The organism is Streptomyces sp. CA-251247 (assembly GCF_050952975.1).
GTDB classification, from domain to species: domain Bacteria; phylum Actinomycetota; class Actinomycetes; order Streptomycetales; family Streptomycetaceae; genus Streptomyces; species Streptomyces achmelvichensis.
This window is the reverse complement of record NZ_CP191861.1, coordinates 3,804,635-3,821,643: the sequence shown is the minus strand read 5'-3', so window position 1 is coordinate 3,821,643 and position 17,009 is coordinate 3,804,635. Positions and strand designations below refer to the sequence as shown.

Here is a 17,009-nt window from a genome sequence, read left to right as displayed (position 1 = left end):
CGAGTACATGGCATCACTCAACGTCGGCAGTCTCGGTGAGTACCTGCGGGAGCAGCGGCGCACGGCGCAGCTCTCCCTGCGGCAGCTCGCCGATGCCGCCGGGGTGTCCAATCCGTATCTGAGCCAGATCGAGCGCGGGCTGCGCAAGCCGAGCGCGGAGGTGCTGCAGCAGGTCGCCAAGGCCCTGCGGATCTCCGCCGAGACGCTGTACGTGCGGGCCGGGATTCTCGATGAGCGGGATCGGGATGAGCTGGAGACGCGTGCCGTCATCCTGGCCGACCCCTCGATCAACGAACGCCAGAAGGCCGTACTGCTCCAGATCTACGAGTCCTTCCGCAAGGAGAACGGATTCGAGACCGAGGACGGCGCGGTCACGGAGGACACCGACGTTGAAGGGCCCCGCACGGCCGACGGCAGTGTTGCCGACCCACCCTCACACTGATCTGCGTTCCGGGAGGACCACAGTCATGGCCATCACCGATGACCTGCGCAAGACCCTCACCGACCCGACCCCCCTCTACTTCGCGGCCGGCACGGCCGACCTCGCCGTCCAGCAGGCGAAGAAGGTCCCCGCGCTGCTCGAGCAGCTCCGCGCCGAGGCGCCGAGCCGCATCGAGGCCGTGCGCAACACCGACCCCAAGGCTGTCCAGGAGAAGGTCTCCGTCCAGGCCAAGGAGGCCCAGGCGACCGTCCAGGCCAAGGTCACCGAGGTGCTCGGCACCTTCGACGCCGACCTGAAGAAGCTGGGCGAGAACGCCCAGGACCTGGCCCTGCGCAGCGTCGGCGTCGCCGCCGAGTACGCCGTCAAGGCCCGCGAGGCGTACGAGAAGGTCGCCGAGCACGGCGAGCAGACCGTGAAGACCTGGCGCGGCGAGGCGGCCGAGGAGATCAACGAGATCGCCGTCGCCGTCGAGCCCGACCCGGAGCCGAAGGCCGCGAAGCCGGCCGGGGCGAAGCCCACCCCGGTCGCCGCGGCCGCTCCGCCGGCCCCGGCCGCCAAGAAGAGCGGCCCGCGCAAGCCCGCGCCGAAGAAGACGGCCACGCCGCCGGCCAAGTAGGACAGCGCCGGTAACGGCGTACGGAGAAAAACGGGCCGGGCACCATTGAGGTGTCCGGCCCGTTCTCCCGATAGCTTTGGCGGCGAGGCGCTCCTAACGACTCACGAGGCGGTACTCCATGTTGCGCGCGGGATTCGACTTCACACTCTGGCTGGTGCTGGACCTGGTCTTCCTGGTCACCTCGGTGACCGCTCTGATCATGGCGGCGCTGGCCCGCAAGGACGCCTACACCGCCGCCGACAAGCAGACGAAGAACTTCTGGCTGATCATCCTGGGCATCACGGTCGCGGTGAACCTGTTCGTGTCCGTGCTGTTCCTGTCGATCGCCGGACTGATCGCCAGCATCGTCTTCTTCGTCGACGTGCGTCCCGCGCTCGCGCAGGTGTCCGGCGGCGGCCGGAAGGGCGGCTCCAGCAGCGACGGCCCGTACGGCCCGTACAACGGCGGAAGGTAGCGCGCGGCGCAGCCAGAGCCGTCGCAGCCCCGCCGCGCGACGGCTCAGGCCGTCTGCCGGTCCCTGCTCAGCAGCAGTACCGCCACATCGTCCGTGAGGTCGCCGCCGTTCAGGTCGCGCACCTCCGACACCGCCGACTCCAGCAGCGCCTCGCCCTCGAGCCCCTCGCCCAGCTGCCGGTTGATCATGTCGAGCATGCCCTCCTGGCCGAGGCGCTGTTTCTCGCCCGGCCCGGCACGGCCCTCGATCAGCCCGTCCGTGTACATCATCAGGCTCCATGCGCCGCCCAGCTCCACCTGGCGGCGCGGCCAGCGGGCACGCGGCAGCAGACCGAGCGCCGGGCCGCCGTTCTCGTACGGCAGCAGCTGCGCGGCCTTGCCCTTGCGGGCGATCAGCGGGGACGGATGGCCCGCCAGGCACAGTCCGGCCCGCCGGCCGTCGGGGGCGATGTCGACCGTGCACAGCGTCGCGAAGATCTCGTCGCTCTCCCGCTCGTGCTCCAGCACCTGCTGCATGGTCGAGAGCAGCTCGTCCCCGCACAGACCCGCGAAGGTCAGCGCACGCCAGGCGATGCGCAGCTCCACACCGAGCGCCGCCTCGTCCGGGCCGTGCCCGCAGACGTCGCCGATCATGGCGTGGACCGTGCCGTCCGGGGTGCGGACGGTGTCGTAGAAGTCACCGCCGAGCAGCGCCCGGGAACGGCCGGGGCGGTAGCGGGCGGCGAACCGCAGGTTCGAGCCCTCCAGCAGGGGAGTGGGCAACAGGCCGCGCTCCAGCCGGGCGTTCTCCTGCGCGCGCAGCCGGGACTCGGCGAGCTTCGTCTGGGCGGTGTCGGCGCGCTTGCGCTCCACCGCGTACCGCACGGCCCGGCTGAGCAGCCGGGCGTCGAGTTCGTCGCGGAAGAGATGGTCCTGGGCACCCAGCTGCACGGCCTCGGCCGCGCGCTGGGCGTCGCCCGATGTCGTCAGGGCGAGGACCGCGTGGCGCGGCGCGAGCCGCAGGACGTGCTTGAGCGGCGACAGCGGCTCGTCGCCGGTGCCGGGCAGGGCGAGGTCGACCAGGATGCAGTGGACGTCGTCGGTGAGCAGGCGTGCGGCCTCGGTGAGGTTGCGCGCGCTGCGGACCTTGACGCGGGCGCCGGCCGTGTCGGGCAGCTCGGGTACGGAGAAGGAGCCCGCAGGGTCGTCCTCGATCACCAGGAGCGTGAGGTCGCCGCCGCTGACGCCGCTGCCGCCACCGGGTACGCCTGTGGAGCCGCCGAGGCCGCCGTCGGCGCGGCTGCCGACGGCTCCGGCGCCGCCGGCGGCGCCGCCGTGCGCGGTCTCCGCGACGGGGACGTTCCTCTGTCGCGGTACGGGTACGGGCATTGACTCGGTTTCCTTCCCTCCCCCCGAGGGCGCGGCAGGACGACGATCGACGTCCCGCCCGACGGGGACCATAGCGGTAGCCCCGGCCGTAGCGGAATGGCGAAGGACATAGAGCCGGTGGCATATGCCGCGCATGGGGAGGTAGTTGACGCCTGGGCCATGACGAACATCACGCCCTGGGCATGATCGACAGGCCTGTTGGCCCCATGGGGCCCGGTGGTGGCGCAGGTCACGTACTCACTTGTCGGGGCGTACGACTCCGAGAATCATCATCGAACCCGCCCCCGCAAGGGTCACATTCCGCCCGGGGCGCGGGGCGTGCACGATCGCGCCGTCGCCGATGTACATCCCGACATGGCTGGCGTCGGCGTGGTAGATGATCAGGTCGCCGGGCCGCATGTCCTTGATGTCGATCCGCGGCAGCAGCCGCCACTGCTCCTGCGAAGTGCGCGGGATGCCGCGGCCGGCCGCCGACCAGGCCTGCGAGGTGAGTCCCGAGCAGTCGAACGAACCCGGGCCCTCGGCGCCCCAGACGTAGGGCTTGCCGATCTGGGCGGTGGCGAACCGCACCGCCTTCTTGCCCTGTGCGGTCGCCGCGCCGCCGATTCCCTTGAGCACGCCCGAACTCAGCCAGGTGGTCTGCGCCTTGTACTCCGCCTGCCGTTCCAGCTCGAGAAGGCGCGCGCGCTCCTCCTTCTCCAGCAGGTCCTCTATCTTCTTCGCCGCCGCGATCTTGCCGTCGATCTTCTTCTTGGCGGCGGCCTGCTTGACGCGGTGCGCCTCCAGCGTCTTCCAGTGGGCGCTGGCGTCCTTCGAGTACGCGGCCAAATCGGCCTGCGCCCGGGTCAGTTCGCCGAGGAGGTCCTTGGTCGCCTTCTGGCTCTGCCGGATCCGGCCCATGCCGTCGAGGAAGAGGCCCGGGTCGTCCGTGAGCACCAACTGCGCCTCGGGCGGCAGCCCGCCGCCCTGGTACTGCGCGCGGGCGGCCGCGCCGGCACGGCTCTTGAGGTCGTCGACGCGTGCCTGGACCTTGACGGTCTCCTGAGCCAGCCTGACGATCTCGGCCGACTGCTTCTCGGCCTTCTCCTCGGCGAGTTTGTACGCGTCCGCCGCGGACGCCGCCTGCCGGTAGAGGCTGTCGAGTTCGAGGCGGACCTGCTCCAGCGTCTTCTTCAAAACGGCCGGCGTGCTGGTGGAGGGCGGCGGCTCGGGCGCGGCGGTGGCGGCGAAAGCCTGTCCCGATGACGCCAGCACGGTCAGAGCGCAGACCAGAGTGATCGCGGCAGTGGCACAGTGGCGTCGGTTCACGACTTCCCCTCCGTAACCCGGGCGTAGGCCAGGAAACCTGATTTACCGTCAGTAACTTGGTGCGTGATGTCGCGATGGTGCCACGGCCTCCGTCAAAGCGACAGAGCCATTCGGGAGATCACACCCACTTCACAGGGACGAACGATCAGGGGCGCACGTTCCCCGCGGGCGCAGGTTTCACCCGGAATTGGGTGCCAGTGCCGTCCAGTTCACCGTGACTTCCCCCTGCCGCCGCCGCCGCCGGTCCTCCGACAGCGGCCAGTCGGCCGCCAGTTCACCCACCGCCCTGACCCAGCGCTGCCGCGCCCCGAGCGAGGCGTACGGAGCGGCGGCCGCCCAGGCGCGGTCGAAGTCGCGCAGAAAGGCGTGGACCGGCTCGCCCGGCACATTGCGGTGGATCAGGGCCTTGGGGAGCCGTTCCGCCAGGTCCGAGGGGCGCTCCAGGGAGGCCAGCCGGGCCGCGAAGGTGACCGTTCGCGGCCCTTCCGGGCCGAGCGCCACCCACACGTGGCGCCGTCCGATCTCGTCGCAGGTGCCCTCGACGAGCAGACCGCCGGGCGCGAGGCGCGCGCACAGCCGGGCCCAGACGGCGGCGACCTCGCCCTCGTCGTACTGGCGCAGCACGTTCGCCGCGCGGATCAGGGCGGGCGGCCGGTCCGCCGGCACCTCGAAGCCGCCGTGCCGGAATGTGAGCCCCTCGCGCTCGTACGGCTTCGCCGCCGCGACCCGCGCCGGATCGATCTCGATACCGACGACCTCGCAGCGGGGGTCGGCCGTACGCAGCCGCTGGAGCAGCTCGACGGCGGTCCAGGGGGCCGCGCCGTATCCGAGGTCGACGGCAACGGGCCGCTCGCTGCGGCGCAGAGCGGCGCCGTGGGTGGCCGCGATCCAGCGGTCCATCCGGCGCAGCCGGTTGGGGTTGGTCGTCCCGCGGGTCGCGGTGCCGACGGGACGGGTCATGCCAGCGAGGGTATACGCGCCGAAGTGACGGTAATGATTTGGCAAAGCAGGGGGAGGCGGGAAATGGAAGAGAAGAGTCCGCTGTTGTAGCTGGCTGGCAGGGCTGGGTGCCCGCTGTTTGCCGTGCCCGGATCGAGGAGGACAACCGACGTGAGCCAGTACGTCTCCCGCCTCGGCAGCAGCCTGGTGACCCCGCGCATCCGATTCCCCGGCGCCCAGCGCAAGCCGCGCCGGATCGCGATGCTCAGCGTCCACACCTCACCGCTGCACCAGCCCGGGACGGGCGACGCGGGCGGTATGAACGTCTACATCGTGGAGCTCGCCAAGCGGCTCGCCGCGATCAACATCGAGGTCGAGATCTTCACCCGGGCCACCACCGGCGGGCTGGCGCCCCGCGTCGAACTCGCCCCCGGGGTGCTCGTACGCCACGTCGACGCCGGCCCCTACGAAGGGCTCGCCAAGGAGGAGCTGCCCGGCCAGCTCTGTGCCTTCACCCACGGCGTGATGCAGGCGTGGGCGCGTCACCGGCCCGGCTACTACGACCTCGTGCACTCCCACTACTGGCTCTCCGGCCACGTCGGCTGGCTCGCCGCCGAACGCTGGGGTGTCCCCCTGGTGCACGCCATGCACACCATGGCCAAGGTCAAGAACGCGGCTCTCGCCGACGGCGACACGCCCGAGCCCGCATCCCGCGTCATCGGCGAGACCCAGATCGTCGACGCGGCGGACCGCCTGATCGCGAACACCGCGGAGGAGGCGGACGAACTCGTCCGGTTCTACGACGCGGACCCGGCGAAGGTCGCGGTCGTCCACCCCGGCGTGAATCTGGACCGCTTCCGGCCCCTGGACGGCCGCGCACCCGCGCGCGCCCGCCTCGGAGTGCCGCAGGGCGCCTTCGTCCCCCTCTTCGCGGGCCGCATCCAGCCCCTGAAGGCCCCCGACATCCTGCTGCGCGCGGTGGCGCTGCTCCTGGACCGCAAGCCCTCGCTGCGCTCCAAGCTCTACGTCCCCATCGTCGGCGGCCCCTCGGGCAGCGGCCTCGCCAAGCCCGAAGGCCTCCAGAAACTGGCCGCGCGCCTGGGCATCGCGGACGTCGTCCACTTCCACCCGCCGGTCGGCCAGGACACCCTCGCGGACTGGTTCCGGGCCGCGTCCACGTTGGTCATGCCCTCCTACAGCGAGTCCTTCGGCCTCGTCGCCATCGAGGCGCAGGCCACCGGCACACCGGTGATCGCGGCGGAGGTCGGCGGCCTTCCGGTCGCCGTACGCGACGAGGTCACCGGCCTCCTGATCCCCGGCCACGACCCCGCCGACTACGCGCAGGCGCTGCACCGCCTGCTGGCGGACAAGGACCTGGCGGGACGCATGGGCGCGGCGGCGGCCCGGCACGCGGAATCCTTCGGCTGGGACACCGCGGCGTCGGCGACGGCCGACGTCTACACGGCGGCGATGTACGAACACCGCCGGCGGGTACGCTCGCACCATGGCTGACCTACGGCAGGCCGCGGAGACCATCGAGAAGACACTGGGCGACGCGGACCTCGCGTGGGAGAACCCCGCACCCGGCACGTACGTGGTCCAACTCCCCGGCACCCGCAAGCTGTCGACGACCTGCTCCCTGCGGGTCGGCAAGCACGCCCTGTCGGTGAACGCGTTCGTGATCCGCCACCCCGACGAGAACGACGCGGCGGTCCACCGCTGGCTGCTCGAACGGAACCTGAAGCTGTACGGGGTGAGCTACGCGATCGACACCCTCGGCGACATCTACCTGACGGGCACGCTCCCGCTCTCCGTGATCACCCCGGAGGAACTGGACCGCCTCCTGGGCACGGTCCTGGAGGCGTCGGACGGCGCGTTCAACACGCTGCTGGAGTTGGGCTTCGCGAGCGCGATCCGCAAGGAGTACGCGTGGAGGGTGTCGCGGGGTGAGTCGACGCGCAACCTGGACGCGTTCACCAACCTGACCCGGGAGGGGTAGGCCCCGCGCGACGGGGGTGCGGTGTTCTGAGCCTGTGCCCCATGGTCTTCGCTGGGCGCGGGCGGGCTGCCCCTGTCCGGTGCGGGTGGAACGGTTTGTGTGGGGCTGACGCCCCACCCCCCCTGCCTGCGGCGGCTTCGCGCCGCCGGGCGATTCGTGGGGGCTCTGTGGGGCTGCGCCCCCCGCTCGGCGCGGCAGCTTTGCGCCGCCCGGGCCCGCACCCTCCGGTTCGGGTGAGGGGAAGGGGTTTGTGTGGGGCCAGCGCCCCACACCCCGCTCAGTGCGGCGGCTTCGCGCCGCGAGTGCCGGCCGGCACCTGTCCGGTACGGGTTCCACACCCGCCTGCCGCAGCCTCCCGCCGCGTGTCATCGGCTGCCCCTACCGGTCCGGGTTCGCTTCCGGGCGCAGGCCAACAGGTCGCGTCCTCGACCGCCCGGGAGGGGGCGTGCAGGGTCGTCCCCGCAGGGGATCGGCGGCAGGACCCGGGTGCTCAAGACAACACAGCTGTATGCCGCCGACCCCGAGGAGTCGAGCCCGGAGGGCCCCCGGACCCGACGCCGCACAAGGACCCGAGGCCCATGGCCCGGGCCCCCGGACCCGACGCCGGACAAGAACCCGCACCTCGACGCCTCAGGACGCGAACCGCACCCGCACACCCCCTTCCCGCACCCCGCACCCTCATGGCATGCTCGCCGCCAACACCCACATGAACGTGGTTCACATCCGTGGAAGGCGAGCTCATGGAGACCGGTCAGCGCCCCATCAGCAGACGCACTCTGCTCGGCAGTGCCACCGCCGTCGCAGCAGCCTGTGCCACCAGCGGCACCCTCCTCGGCGGCACCGCCCACGCCGCCCCCCGCCCCGAGCCGGCCGCCGCCGCGCCCGCCGCCGCGCCCGCCCCCTCCTCCCTCTGGAACGAGTACCGCCGCAACCCCTTCGACCACCCCCAGATCCCCTACATCGGCCGCGCCGGCCGCCACCGCGGTGACCACCACGCGCCCAAGCAAGACGCGTCGACCCGCACCGTCGACGTCCTCGACTACGGTGCCCAGCGCGACGGTTCCGCCGACGCCGCCCCCGCCATCAACCGCGCCCTCGCCGCCGTCGGCAAGCGTGGCGGCGGCACGGTCCGCATACCCCCCGGCACCTACCGCATCGACGACGTCATCCGCATCGGCCACAGCAACGTCGTCCTCAAGGGCGCCGGCAGCACCCGCACCAAGCTGCTCGCCACCAAGAACCTCACCGAGCTCATCGGCCCGTACGGCAGTCGCTACGGCGGCGACAAGTCCTCCTGGTCCTGGGCAGGCGGGCTCATCTGGCTCTGCCCGAGCGGGCGTTGGGACAGCCTCGTCGATGCCATCACGGCCAAGAACTGGCCCTTCGAGGGCTGGACCGGCAACCAGCGCGACGAGTGGCGCACCCTCGCCACCGTCCGCGCCGCCAAGCGCGGCGACCGGACCGTGACCGTCCCCGACACCCGCAAACTGCGCCGCGGCCAGCTCGTCCTGCTGCGCATCGCGGACGACGCGCAGCACACGCTGCTGGAGCACATGGCCGGTGACGGCCCCGGCCCCGAGGCGTACTTCTGGGACGACAAGACCAAGCTGACCAGCTACGTCCCGTACGAGTGGCCGGTCCGCATCACGTCGGTCAAGCGGAACAGGGTCACGTTCGAGCGCCCCCTGCCGCTGGATCTGCGGCCGGAGTGGGACCCCCGCCTCGTCACCCCCGTCACCCCGCTCACCGACTCCGGTGTCGAGGGGCTCACCCTGGAGGCGGTGGAGACCCCGCAGTCCCCGCACCTGCTCGACAAGGGCTACAACGGTGTCACCTTCCAGTGTGCGTACGACTGCTGGGCCGACGACATCACGGTCCGTCACGCGGACAACGGGTTCGGCCTGGTCGCCGCGTCCGCCTGCACGCTGAGCCGTACCCGGGTCGAGGGCCGCGGCTCCCACCACCCGTACTTCTGCCGCGAGGGCTCGCACGACAACCTCGTCGAGGACTTCACCATCGCCCAGCGCACGGTCCCGGCCCCGGCCGGCACCCAGTTGCACGGCATCAACGTCGAGGGGCTCTCCAGTTACAACGTCTGGTCGCGCGGCCGGATGGACATGGGCACCTTCGACACCCACCGCGGTATGCCGTTCGCCAACGTCCGCACCGAGATCACGGTGAACAACGACGGCCGGCACGGCGGCGATGCCAGCGCCGGCCCGCTCTACGGTGCCCGGTTCACCCACTGGAACGTCACCGTCACGAACGAACGCGCCGGACTGATCAAGATCGACGGAATCGCCCCGTACAGCGCGACCGTCGCCATCTCCACGGTCCGCGAGTTCGACCAGACGGACGTACCCGACTTCACCGGGGAACTGCACTCCCGGCTGGAGGCGTACGGGGCCCCGGGTGGCGTGCAGCCGCGCAATCTGCATCAGGCGCAGCGCGCTCTGCGCCAGTAAGTGCCCCCGATCCCTCCCTCTCCCCGGGCGTGCGGGACACCTCGGGGAGGGGGAGAATCCCACCATGAGCGACAAAACGGGGAGTTCTGCGCCCGGAACGGCCGCTTCCGGCGCCGCCGGGCCCAACCAGACCGTCGCCCTCGCGGCGATGCTGTTCGCCGTGTCGATGACGTTCATCGACCAGACCATCGTGGCCATCGCCGCCCCGAGCATCGTGGACGAACTCGACCTCTCCACCTCGGGCGTGCAGTGGGTGGTCAACGCCTATCTGCTGTCTCTGGCCGCGTTCTTCGCCCTCGGCGGCCGGCTCGCCGACATCCTCGGCCACCGCCGGATGATGGTGATCGGCACTCTGGTCTTCGTCGTCTCCTCCGTGCTCTGCGGCTGCGTCCCCGACGACAGCTTCGCCCAGAGCTGGCTCATCGTCTTCCGGGCCACCCAAGGCCTGGGCGCCGCCCTGATGTTCCCCGCCGCGCTCGCCGTCGTCGTCGCGGTCTTCCCGGTGGAGAAGCGCGGCCGGGCCCTCGCGCTGTTCTTCGGTCTGTCCGGTGCGCTCACCGCACTCGGCCCGCTCCTCGGCGGCTGGCTCACCGACTGGACGTGGCGCGCGATCTTCTGGGTCAACGTGCCCGTCGCGATCATCGCCCTCGTCCTCACGGCGTACGCCCGTGTTCCCAACCAGAAGCGCCCCGAACGCCTCGACGTGCCCGGCGCCGTCCTCGTCGCCGTCGGCATGGGTCTGAGCGTGCTCGGCCTTCAGCAGGCGTCCGCGTGGGGCTGGGGCAGCATCGCCACCTGGGCCTGCATCATCGGCGGCATCGCCGTGCTGATCGTGTTCTGCGCGTACGAACTCCGCGTCGAGGAACCGCTCATCAAGCTCCAGGTCTTCCGCGACAAGGCGTTCAGCGTCGACTCGGCCGTCCTCTTCTTCGCGATGCTCGCCTTCGTCCCGGTGTTCTTCTTCGCCTCGGTGTACGCACAGGTCTCGCTCAGCGCCTCACCGAACCAGGCCGCGCTGTTCCTCCTCTACTTCTTCATCGGCTTCGGCATCGCCTCCCAGTGGGGCGGCCGCATCCTCGACAAACGCGGCGCGCGGCCCGCGATGAAGCTGGGCACCGCGCTCGGCGCCATCGGATTCTGGCTGTGGGCGGGCGAACTGACGAACCTTTCGATGCACGACCAGTGGCTGTACGCGGCGCTCGCCGGCGCGGGCATCGGGCTTCTGCTCGCTCCCGCCTCGACGGACGCCGTCAACCGGTCGATCAACGCCTCGTACGGAGAGGTCACCGGCATCACCCAGACCGTGCGCAACTTCGCGGCAGCGGTGGGCATGGCGGTGTTCGGGTCGATCCTCACCCATGTCACCACCGACAAGGTCGTGGAGACGCTCCGGGCCAAGGGTGTACCGGAGGGCCCGGCACGGGACGCGGCCCGCAACATCGCGGAGGCGGTCACCGGCAACCCGGACGCGAAGACACCCACCGGCGACGGGCCGATCGCGACGGCGATGCGCGACTCGATGAACGCCATCCGGATGGACTTCGCCGAGGCCAACCAGTACGTGTTCTACGGCATGGCCATCGCGCTCGCCATCGCGTTCGTGTGCTCGCTGCTGCACCCGGGGACGCGGGTGACGGAGGAGACGGACACGGCGTCGCGGGTGCAGGCGGACCGCTGACGCGTAGACGCCGTGGGCGGCGGGCGGCGCGCGGTCAGGCGCCGGCCTTCTCCGCCGTGCCGGTGTCCGTGAGGGTGATGGGGGTAACCGGCGTGACGGGTGTAACCGGCGTGACGGGTGCGACCGGCGTGACCGGTGCGGGGACCTCCACTCCGGCCGGTTCCTCCTCCGGGAGGCTGCGCATCAGCAGCCAGTACCCGAGCCCGGCCACCGTCCCGAGCGCGGCGCACATGCCCCACAGCAGCCCGGCGCCGTAGTGGTCGATGACGAAACCGGCCAGCAGCGGGGCGATCAGCGCGGCGACCGACCACGACATCGTGTACATGCCCTGGTAGCGGCCGCGGCCGTGCAGCGGGGAGAGCCGGACGACCAGCCCGGTCTGCGTGGGGGCGTTGACGATCTCGGCCAGCGTCCATACGCACACGGTCAGCGCGTAGACGGCGATGGACCCGGCGAAGGCGGTGAGCCCGAAGCCGTATCCCGCGAGCAGCGAGGAGATGATCAGCAGACGGCGCGGGTCGCGGTGCTCGATGTACCGGGTGACCGGGATCTGCATGACCACGATCAGCACACCGTTGATCGCGATGGCCGTGCCGAAGTCGGAGGCGGAGAAGCCGTCGGCGCCCATCGCGAGCGGCAGGCCCATGTAGCCCTGCATGAAGACCAGCGAGACGAGGAACGACAGCCCGACGACACCCATGAAACGGCCGTCGCGCAGCACGGTCCCGAGCCCGATCTGCGGCTCCGCGGCGCCCGTGGCGGACTCCTCGGCCGACCGTTCGGGCCGCGACTCCGGCAGCTTGACGAAGACGACGACGGCGCAGATGAGGGTCATCACGGCCTCGCCGAGGAAGCCCGCGAGATAGCTGTACTCGGCGATGAATCCGGCGGCGACGGAGGAGACGGCGAAGCCGAGGTTGATGGCCCAGTAGTTGAGCGAGAACGCCCGCACACGGTCCTGTGGCCGGACGATGTCGGCCATCATCGCCTGCACGGCGGGGCGCGAGGCGTTCGACGCCATGCCGACCACGAAGGCGACGGCCGCGATCGCCACCGGGTGCTGGACGAACCCGAGCACGGCCACGGACACGGCCGTCGAGCTCTGCGCGATCAGCAGGGTGGGCCGGCGCCCCAGCCGGTCGGCCATCACACCGCCGCCGAGGGAGGAGATGACACCGCCGAGGCCGTGCAGAGCGACGACGAGCCCGGCGTACGAGGCCGAGTAGCCCTCCTCCAGCGTCAGGTACAAGGCCATGAAGGTGGCGACGAACGCCCCGAGCCGGTTCACCAGCGTGCTCGTCCACAGCCACCAGAACGCCGGGGGGAGCCCCGAGACGCTTTCGCGTACGGCTCTGCGCAGTGTGGCTGTGGACATGTGTCTCCCCCGGGGCCTCGGCAGGCGTGTAAGTGGCTTCGCTGGTATCCGCAAGTTACTTAGCGCGGGGTCCCGGCCGCCAGTCAATTGACGGCTGCCGTCAACCGTGGACGCGAGCAGTCCGCCCGGGGGGCGTCCATTAGGCTCGGACACATGGCCGAAGCACCGTACAAGCTGATCCTCCTCCGCCACGGCGAGAGCGAATGGAACGCGAAGAACCTGTTCACCGGCTGGGTGGACGTCAATCTCACCGAGAAGGGCGAGAAGGAGGCGGTCCGCGGCGGTGAGCTGCTCAAGGACGCCGGCCTGCTGCCCGACGTACTGCACACGTCGCTGCAGAAGCGTGCGATCCGCACCGCCCAGCTGGCGCTGGACTCCGCCGACCGCCTGTGGATCCCGGTCCGCCGTTCGTGGCGGCTGAACGAGCGTCACTACGGTGCGCTTCAGGGCAAGGACAAGGCGCAGACCCTCGCGGAGTTCGGCGAGGAGCAGTTCATGCTGTGGCGCCGCTCCTACGACACCCCGCCGCCGCCGCTCGAGGACGGCACGGAGTTCTCCCAGAGCGACGACGCGCGCTACGCCACGATCCCGCCGGAGCTGCGCCCGCGCACCGAGTGCCTCAAGGACGTCGTGGTCCGCATGCTGCCGTACTGGTACGACGGCATCGTCCCGGACCTGCTGACCGGCCGCACGGTCCTGGTCGCCGCGCACGGCAACTCCCTGCGCGCGCTGGTCAAGCACCTCGACGGCATCTCGGACGAGGACATCGCGGGCCTCAACATCCCGACGGGCATCCCGCTGGTGTACGAGCTCGACGCCGACTTCAAGCCCCTCAAGCCGGGCGGCACCTACCTCGACCCGGACGCGGCGGCGGCGGCGATCGAGGCGGTCAAGAATCAGGGCAAGAAGAAGTAGGTCTGCACGATCACGCCCCCGAGCTGCGCCGATGGCGCGGATCGGGGGCGTTTTCGCGGCGCGGGCCCCTGGATGCGCGATGAGTCCCGCTGTCATGGCCAGTCTGTATCTCCAGGACGCGACCAACCGCACACGAGGAGAGCGCCATGACCGCCACCTACACGTTCGACGTCTTCTCCAGCCTCGACGGTTTCGGTGCCGCCGGCGGCGACTGGACCGGCTACTGGGGCAAGCAGGGCCCCGAGCTTCTCGACCACCGCCTCTCCTTGTACGGGGAGGAGCAGCGGATGGTCTTCGGGGCCAATACCTACCGGCTCTTCGCGCAGATGCTGGCCGAGAGCACCGAGGAGTCCGAGGTGCGCGACCCCTGGGTCACACGGATGAGGAGCCTGCCGGCGACGGTGGTGTCGAACACGCTGGACGGCCCCCTCGACTGGCCGGAGGCGAAGGTCGTGAGCGGCGACGCCGTCGATGTCGTCGCCCGGCTCAAGGCGGAGTCGGACGTACCGCTGCGCTCGCACGGCAGCCTCTCGATGAACCGGGCGCTGATGGCCGCCGGTCTGGTGGACCGCCTCCAGGTGACGCTCTACCCGGTGATCACCGGCCGGACCGGGCTCGACCCGATCTTCCAGGGGGCGGCCGACTTCGACCTGGAACTGATCGAGCAGCGGACGCTCGACGGCCACATCCAAGAGCTCGTCTACCGGCCCGCGCTGCACGGCTGAGTCCGTCGGTGCACCCCACGCGTCAAGCAGCCGAACCCGCACCCGAGTTCACTGCTCCGGCCGCGCCTCGACGCGGATCAGTGTCTGCTGGCCGGTGGCCACGAGCGACCGTTCGTCGCCCCGGACGCCGAACACCTCCAGCCGGCAGACGGTGAGGGTGCGTCCGGACTTCAGGACCGTTCCGATCGCCTCGATGTGGTCGCCCAGCGCAGGCGCCAGGAGATTGATCTTGTACTCGACGGAGAGCACCGAGGTGTCCTCGGGGAACAGGGTGAACGCCGCGTAGCCTCCCGCGCTGTCGGCGATGGCGCTGGTGGCTCCCGCGTGGAAGTAGCCGTTCTGCTGGGTCACCTCGGGCCGGTGGGGGAGGGTGATGCGGACGCGGCCCGGTGCGATGTGCGCGATGCGGGCACCGAGGTGGCCCATCAGGCCCTGGCTCTCGAAACTGGCCCGGATGCGCGCCTGCATCTCGGGGCTCGCCTCGTCCTGATGCGCCTGGTCGTCCACGTGCCCTCCAGGGGCGGTCGTCGGTGCCGGTCCGGCGGGCCGAGGTGCGGGCCACGCCCATGTGCACGGACGAACCCGCCGATGGCGATCATCATGACACCCCTGGTCAGGGCCCGTCCGTACCCCGCGGACTGTCCGGCAGCGCTGTACCGAGCCAGTCCGCGAGCACCCTGAAGTCCTTGTCGGCCAGTCCCACGCTCGCGTCCACGCGGTGCAGCAGCGCCGCCCCGCGGTGCTCGGCCGCGACCCACAGGCGGTCCATCGCGCCGATCTCGTCGTCGACCCAGATGAACGGCCGTCCGCCCGCCCACTCGACGACGGTACGGGTCTTCCAGTGCAGGCCCCGCGGCCCCTCGGGAACGGCATCCGGCCACCTCACCACCGGCAGCGGCGGCAGGCCGATCCGTGGAGCGACGACCTCGTTCGCGTCGTCCAGCCACGTCGTCGCCCACACCAACTCGCAGCCCAGCGCGGCCAGACGAGGCCCGACCGAGGGATCGAGGCGTTCCAGCAGCGGGTTTCTCGGATCCTCGGGGCCCCCGAAAGCGGAAGTAGATGGTCCGGAAGAGCGGGCCGGTGACGGTCCGAAGGGTATGAGAGGGCCGTCGACATCGAGGAAGAGCAGGGGGCGTTCCAGCGGGCCGGTCACGGGCAGAACACTAGGCGCGCAACGATCCCGCCATCTCTTGGGCAACCCCCTTCACACCCCGCACACCGGGCATGCGAAGATGCCCTGCCCCGGCAGGCGTCCGGGTGGGAGGGGAACTCAGTGAAATCAAGGAAATTGAGCCGCACGCGCCGCCGCGCGACCATAGTGACGGCAGCGGTCGCCTCGGTTGTCGCCGGTGCGGCCATGCTGCCCAACTGGAGTGCCGGTGCGGCCAGTGCCGACAACGTGGCGGTGGACCCGCAGACCAGGGCCACCTTCCAGCGGCTGGCGGACGCGGTCTTCACCGACCGCACGGACGCCCTCGTGGACCGCAAGCAGAACCCGGGCAAGGCGCCGCTGACGTCCGGCTTCTCCGGCGACGTACGGCTGTCCGCGTCGCTGGAGAACAAGGAGGACTCCGCGCTCTCCTCGCTCCGCAGCCGCAAGTCCCGCCTCGCCACCCTCGGTGAGCGGTACACCTCGGCGAAGACCAGCGTCACCCTCGACAAGGCGCGCACCCGGGGACGTCACGCCACCGTCGAGGTCACCGAGACCACGACGCTGACGTACCAGAAGATCCGTGGCGACGAGCCGGGCACCACCGGTTTCCAGGCCCGCCACGAACTCACCTTCGCCGCCGACCGCCAGGGCAACTGGCAGCTGACCGGCATCCGCGACACCGATGACGGCTACATCGCGGTGAACCAGCCCGCCCAGCCGCGCGCCGGGGTGACCGCGCGCGACGGCGGCATGCCCGTGGCCACGCGCGCCGCCACCACGCGGCCCGCGCCGGCCAAGCCGAAGGCCCTCAACTCCGGTACGTACAACTACAAGGCCATGGCCGCGTACGCGGAGAAGTACTGGACCAACTACAACACCGCCTACCCCAACTACCACTCGGCCGGCGGCGACTGCACGAACTTCGTCAGCCAGTCCCTGCGGGCCGGTGGCTGGAAGGACGTCGCGGGGACGTCCACCGACTACACGAAGTGGTTCTCCAACTCCACGCGTCAGGCGGACTCGTGGGTCGGCGTGAACGAGTTCTCGTGGTTCGCCCTGTCCTCCAAGCGGGTCACCAGCCTGGCGAACGTCTACCAGATGGATCTGGGTGACGTGATGCAGATGGACTTCGACAAGGACGGGTCCAAGGACCACACCATGGTCGTCTCGTACCGCAGCTCGAAGGGCGTGCCGTACCTGACGTACCACTCCAACAACACGTACCGCAGGTCGGTCGCGAGCATCATCGCCTCGTACCCGAACTCGGCGTACTACGCGTACCGCACCTGATCCGACGCACGACGCGCTTCGGCGTACGACCACGCACGTTGAAGCGCACAGGCACAGGTGGACAGACAAGGGCCCCGTCCGGCATCGGACGGGGCCCTTGTTCGCTGTCGCAGCCGCTAGCCGCAGCAGCCTCCGCACTGGCACGGTGCCCCCGACTGGCAGCCGCAGCCGCAGCCCGAGCCGCAGCCACAGGCACCGAGAACGGGCAGGAACGTCACGTCGGTCTGCCCGCCGGACGTTTCCTGCTGAGGGTCGGTCGTGGGGGATTCGGCCATGGGTC

At 70.7% G+C, this 17,009-nt stretch carries 16 protein-coding genes; 10 read left to right on the top strand and 6 right to left on the bottom strand.

The annotated features are described in order from the left end of the window. Positions 1-7 precede the first annotated feature (7 nt). The 3 genes from ACQPWZ_RS16685 to ACQPWZ_RS16675 all read left to right on the top strand — a co-directional run bounded on the left by ACQPWZ_RS16685 (position 8) and on the right by ACQPWZ_RS16675 (position 1,512). The gene (locus ACQPWZ_RS16685; protein WP_313945562.1) at positions 8-442 is read left to right on the top strand and encodes a helix-turn-helix domain-containing protein; all 435 of its coding nucleotides are present in this window, start codon (positions 8-10) and stop codon (positions 440-442) included. A gap of 25 nt (positions 443-467) precedes the next feature. Beyond that, entirely contained in the window at positions 468-1,058 is a 591-nt protein-coding gene (locus ACQPWZ_RS16680; protein ID WP_340473862.1) for a hypothetical protein, read from the top strand. Between the two features lie 118 nt (positions 1,059-1,176). Next, a complete protein-coding gene (locus ACQPWZ_RS16675) occupies positions 1,177-1,512 on the top strand; it encodes a DUF2516 family protein (protein WP_340473860.1) in 336 nt (111 codons plus the stop codon). Between the two features lie 44 nt (positions 1,513-1,556). On the opposite strand, the gene ACQPWZ_RS16670 is transcribed toward ACQPWZ_RS16675, so the two are convergent. From ACQPWZ_RS16670 to ACQPWZ_RS16660, 3 genes are all read right to left on the bottom strand, one after another. Further along, positions 1,557-2,879: a PP2C family protein-serine/threonine phosphatase gene (locus ACQPWZ_RS16670; protein ID WP_433571737.1), complete on the bottom strand. Its 1,323-nt coding sequence runs from the start codon at positions 2,877-2,879 to the stop codon at positions 1,557-1,559. A gap of 237 nt (positions 2,880-3,116) precedes the next feature. Beyond that, positions 3,117-4,187, bottom strand: coding sequence for an NlpC/P60 family protein (locus ACQPWZ_RS16665; RefSeq protein WP_433571736.1), 1,071 nt, complete (start codon positions 4,185-4,187; stop codon positions 3,117-3,119). Positions 4,188-4,364: 177 nt separating this feature from the next. Continuing rightward, entirely contained in the window at positions 4,365-5,147 is a 783-nt protein-coding gene (locus ACQPWZ_RS16660; RefSeq protein WP_433571735.1) for a class I SAM-dependent methyltransferase, read from the bottom strand. 150 nt (positions 5,148-5,297) lie between these two features. Between ACQPWZ_RS16660 and mshA the strand changes: the two genes are divergently transcribed. The 4 genes from mshA to ACQPWZ_RS16640 all read left to right on the top strand — a co-directional run bounded on the left by mshA (position 5,298) and on the right by ACQPWZ_RS16640 (position 11,268). Then, the gene (gene mshA, locus ACQPWZ_RS16655; RefSeq protein WP_356706316.1) at positions 5,298-6,638 is read left to right on the top strand and encodes a D-inositol-3-phosphate glycosyltransferase; all 1,341 of its coding nucleotides are present in this window, start codon (positions 5,298-5,300) and stop codon (positions 6,636-6,638) included. After that, positions 6,631-7,125 (top strand): YbjN domain-containing protein, encoded by a 495-nt coding sequence (locus ACQPWZ_RS16650; RefSeq protein WP_356706315.1) that lies wholly within the window; start codon positions 6,631-6,633, stop codon positions 7,123-7,125. The genes mshA and ACQPWZ_RS16650 overlap by 8 nt, the downstream gene beginning before the upstream one ends. 740 nt (positions 7,126-7,865) lie before the next feature. Then, the gene (locus tag ACQPWZ_RS16645; protein ID WP_433571734.1) at positions 7,866-9,590 is read left to right on the top strand and encodes a glycosyl hydrolase family 28-related protein; all 1,725 of its coding nucleotides are present in this window, start codon (positions 7,866-7,868) and stop codon (positions 9,588-9,590) included. A 64-nt stretch (positions 9,591-9,654) separates the two neighbouring features. Further along, positions 9,655-11,268 (top strand): MFS transporter, encoded by a 1,614-nt coding sequence (locus ACQPWZ_RS16640; RefSeq protein ID WP_340473853.1) that lies wholly within the window; start codon positions 9,655-9,657, stop codon positions 11,266-11,268. 34 nt (positions 11,269-11,302) lie between these two features. On the opposite strand, the gene ACQPWZ_RS16635 is transcribed toward ACQPWZ_RS16640, so the two are convergent. Next, entirely contained in the window at positions 11,303-12,643 is a 1,341-nt protein-coding gene (locus ACQPWZ_RS16635) for an MDR family MFS transporter (protein ID WP_433571733.1), read from the bottom strand. Positions 12,644-12,796: 153 nt separating this feature from the next. On the opposite strand from ACQPWZ_RS16635, the gene ACQPWZ_RS16630 reads away from it, so the two are divergent. After that, positions 12,797-13,558, top strand: a complete 762-nt coding sequence (locus tag ACQPWZ_RS16630; protein WP_340473851.1) for a phosphoglyceromutase — start codon at positions 12,797-12,799, stop codon at positions 13,556-13,558. A 146-nt stretch (positions 13,559-13,704) separates the two neighbouring features. After that, entirely contained in the window at positions 13,705-14,283 is a 579-nt protein-coding gene (locus ACQPWZ_RS16625; RefSeq protein ID WP_433571732.1) for a dihydrofolate reductase family protein, read from the top strand. Positions 14,284-14,331: 48 nt separating this feature from the next. Here the strand turns inward: ACQPWZ_RS16625 and ACQPWZ_RS16620 are convergent, their stop codons facing one another. Together ACQPWZ_RS16620 and ACQPWZ_RS16615 are read right to left on the bottom strand one after the other, a co-directional pair. After that, positions 14,332-14,751 carry a PaaI family thioesterase gene (locus ACQPWZ_RS16620; RefSeq protein ID WP_405575911.1) on the bottom strand — a complete coding sequence of 140 codons (420 nt, stop codon included), beginning with the start codon at positions 14,749-14,751 and terminating at the stop codon, positions 14,332-14,334. 145 nt (positions 14,752-14,896) lie between these two features. Then, complete coding sequence (locus tag ACQPWZ_RS16615) at positions 14,897-15,439, bottom strand: HAD domain-containing protein (RefSeq protein ID WP_433571731.1); 543 nt, start codon at positions 15,437-15,439, stop codon at positions 14,897-14,899. A 120-nt stretch (positions 15,440-15,559) separates the two neighbouring features. Between ACQPWZ_RS16615 and ACQPWZ_RS16610 the strand changes: the two genes are divergently transcribed. Beyond that, positions 15,560-16,729 carry an amidase domain-containing protein gene (locus ACQPWZ_RS16610; protein ID WP_433571730.1) on the top strand — a complete coding sequence of 390 codons (1,170 nt, stop codon included), beginning with the start codon at positions 15,560-15,562 and terminating at the stop codon, positions 16,727-16,729. Positions 16,730-17,009: the final 280 nt, after the last annotated feature.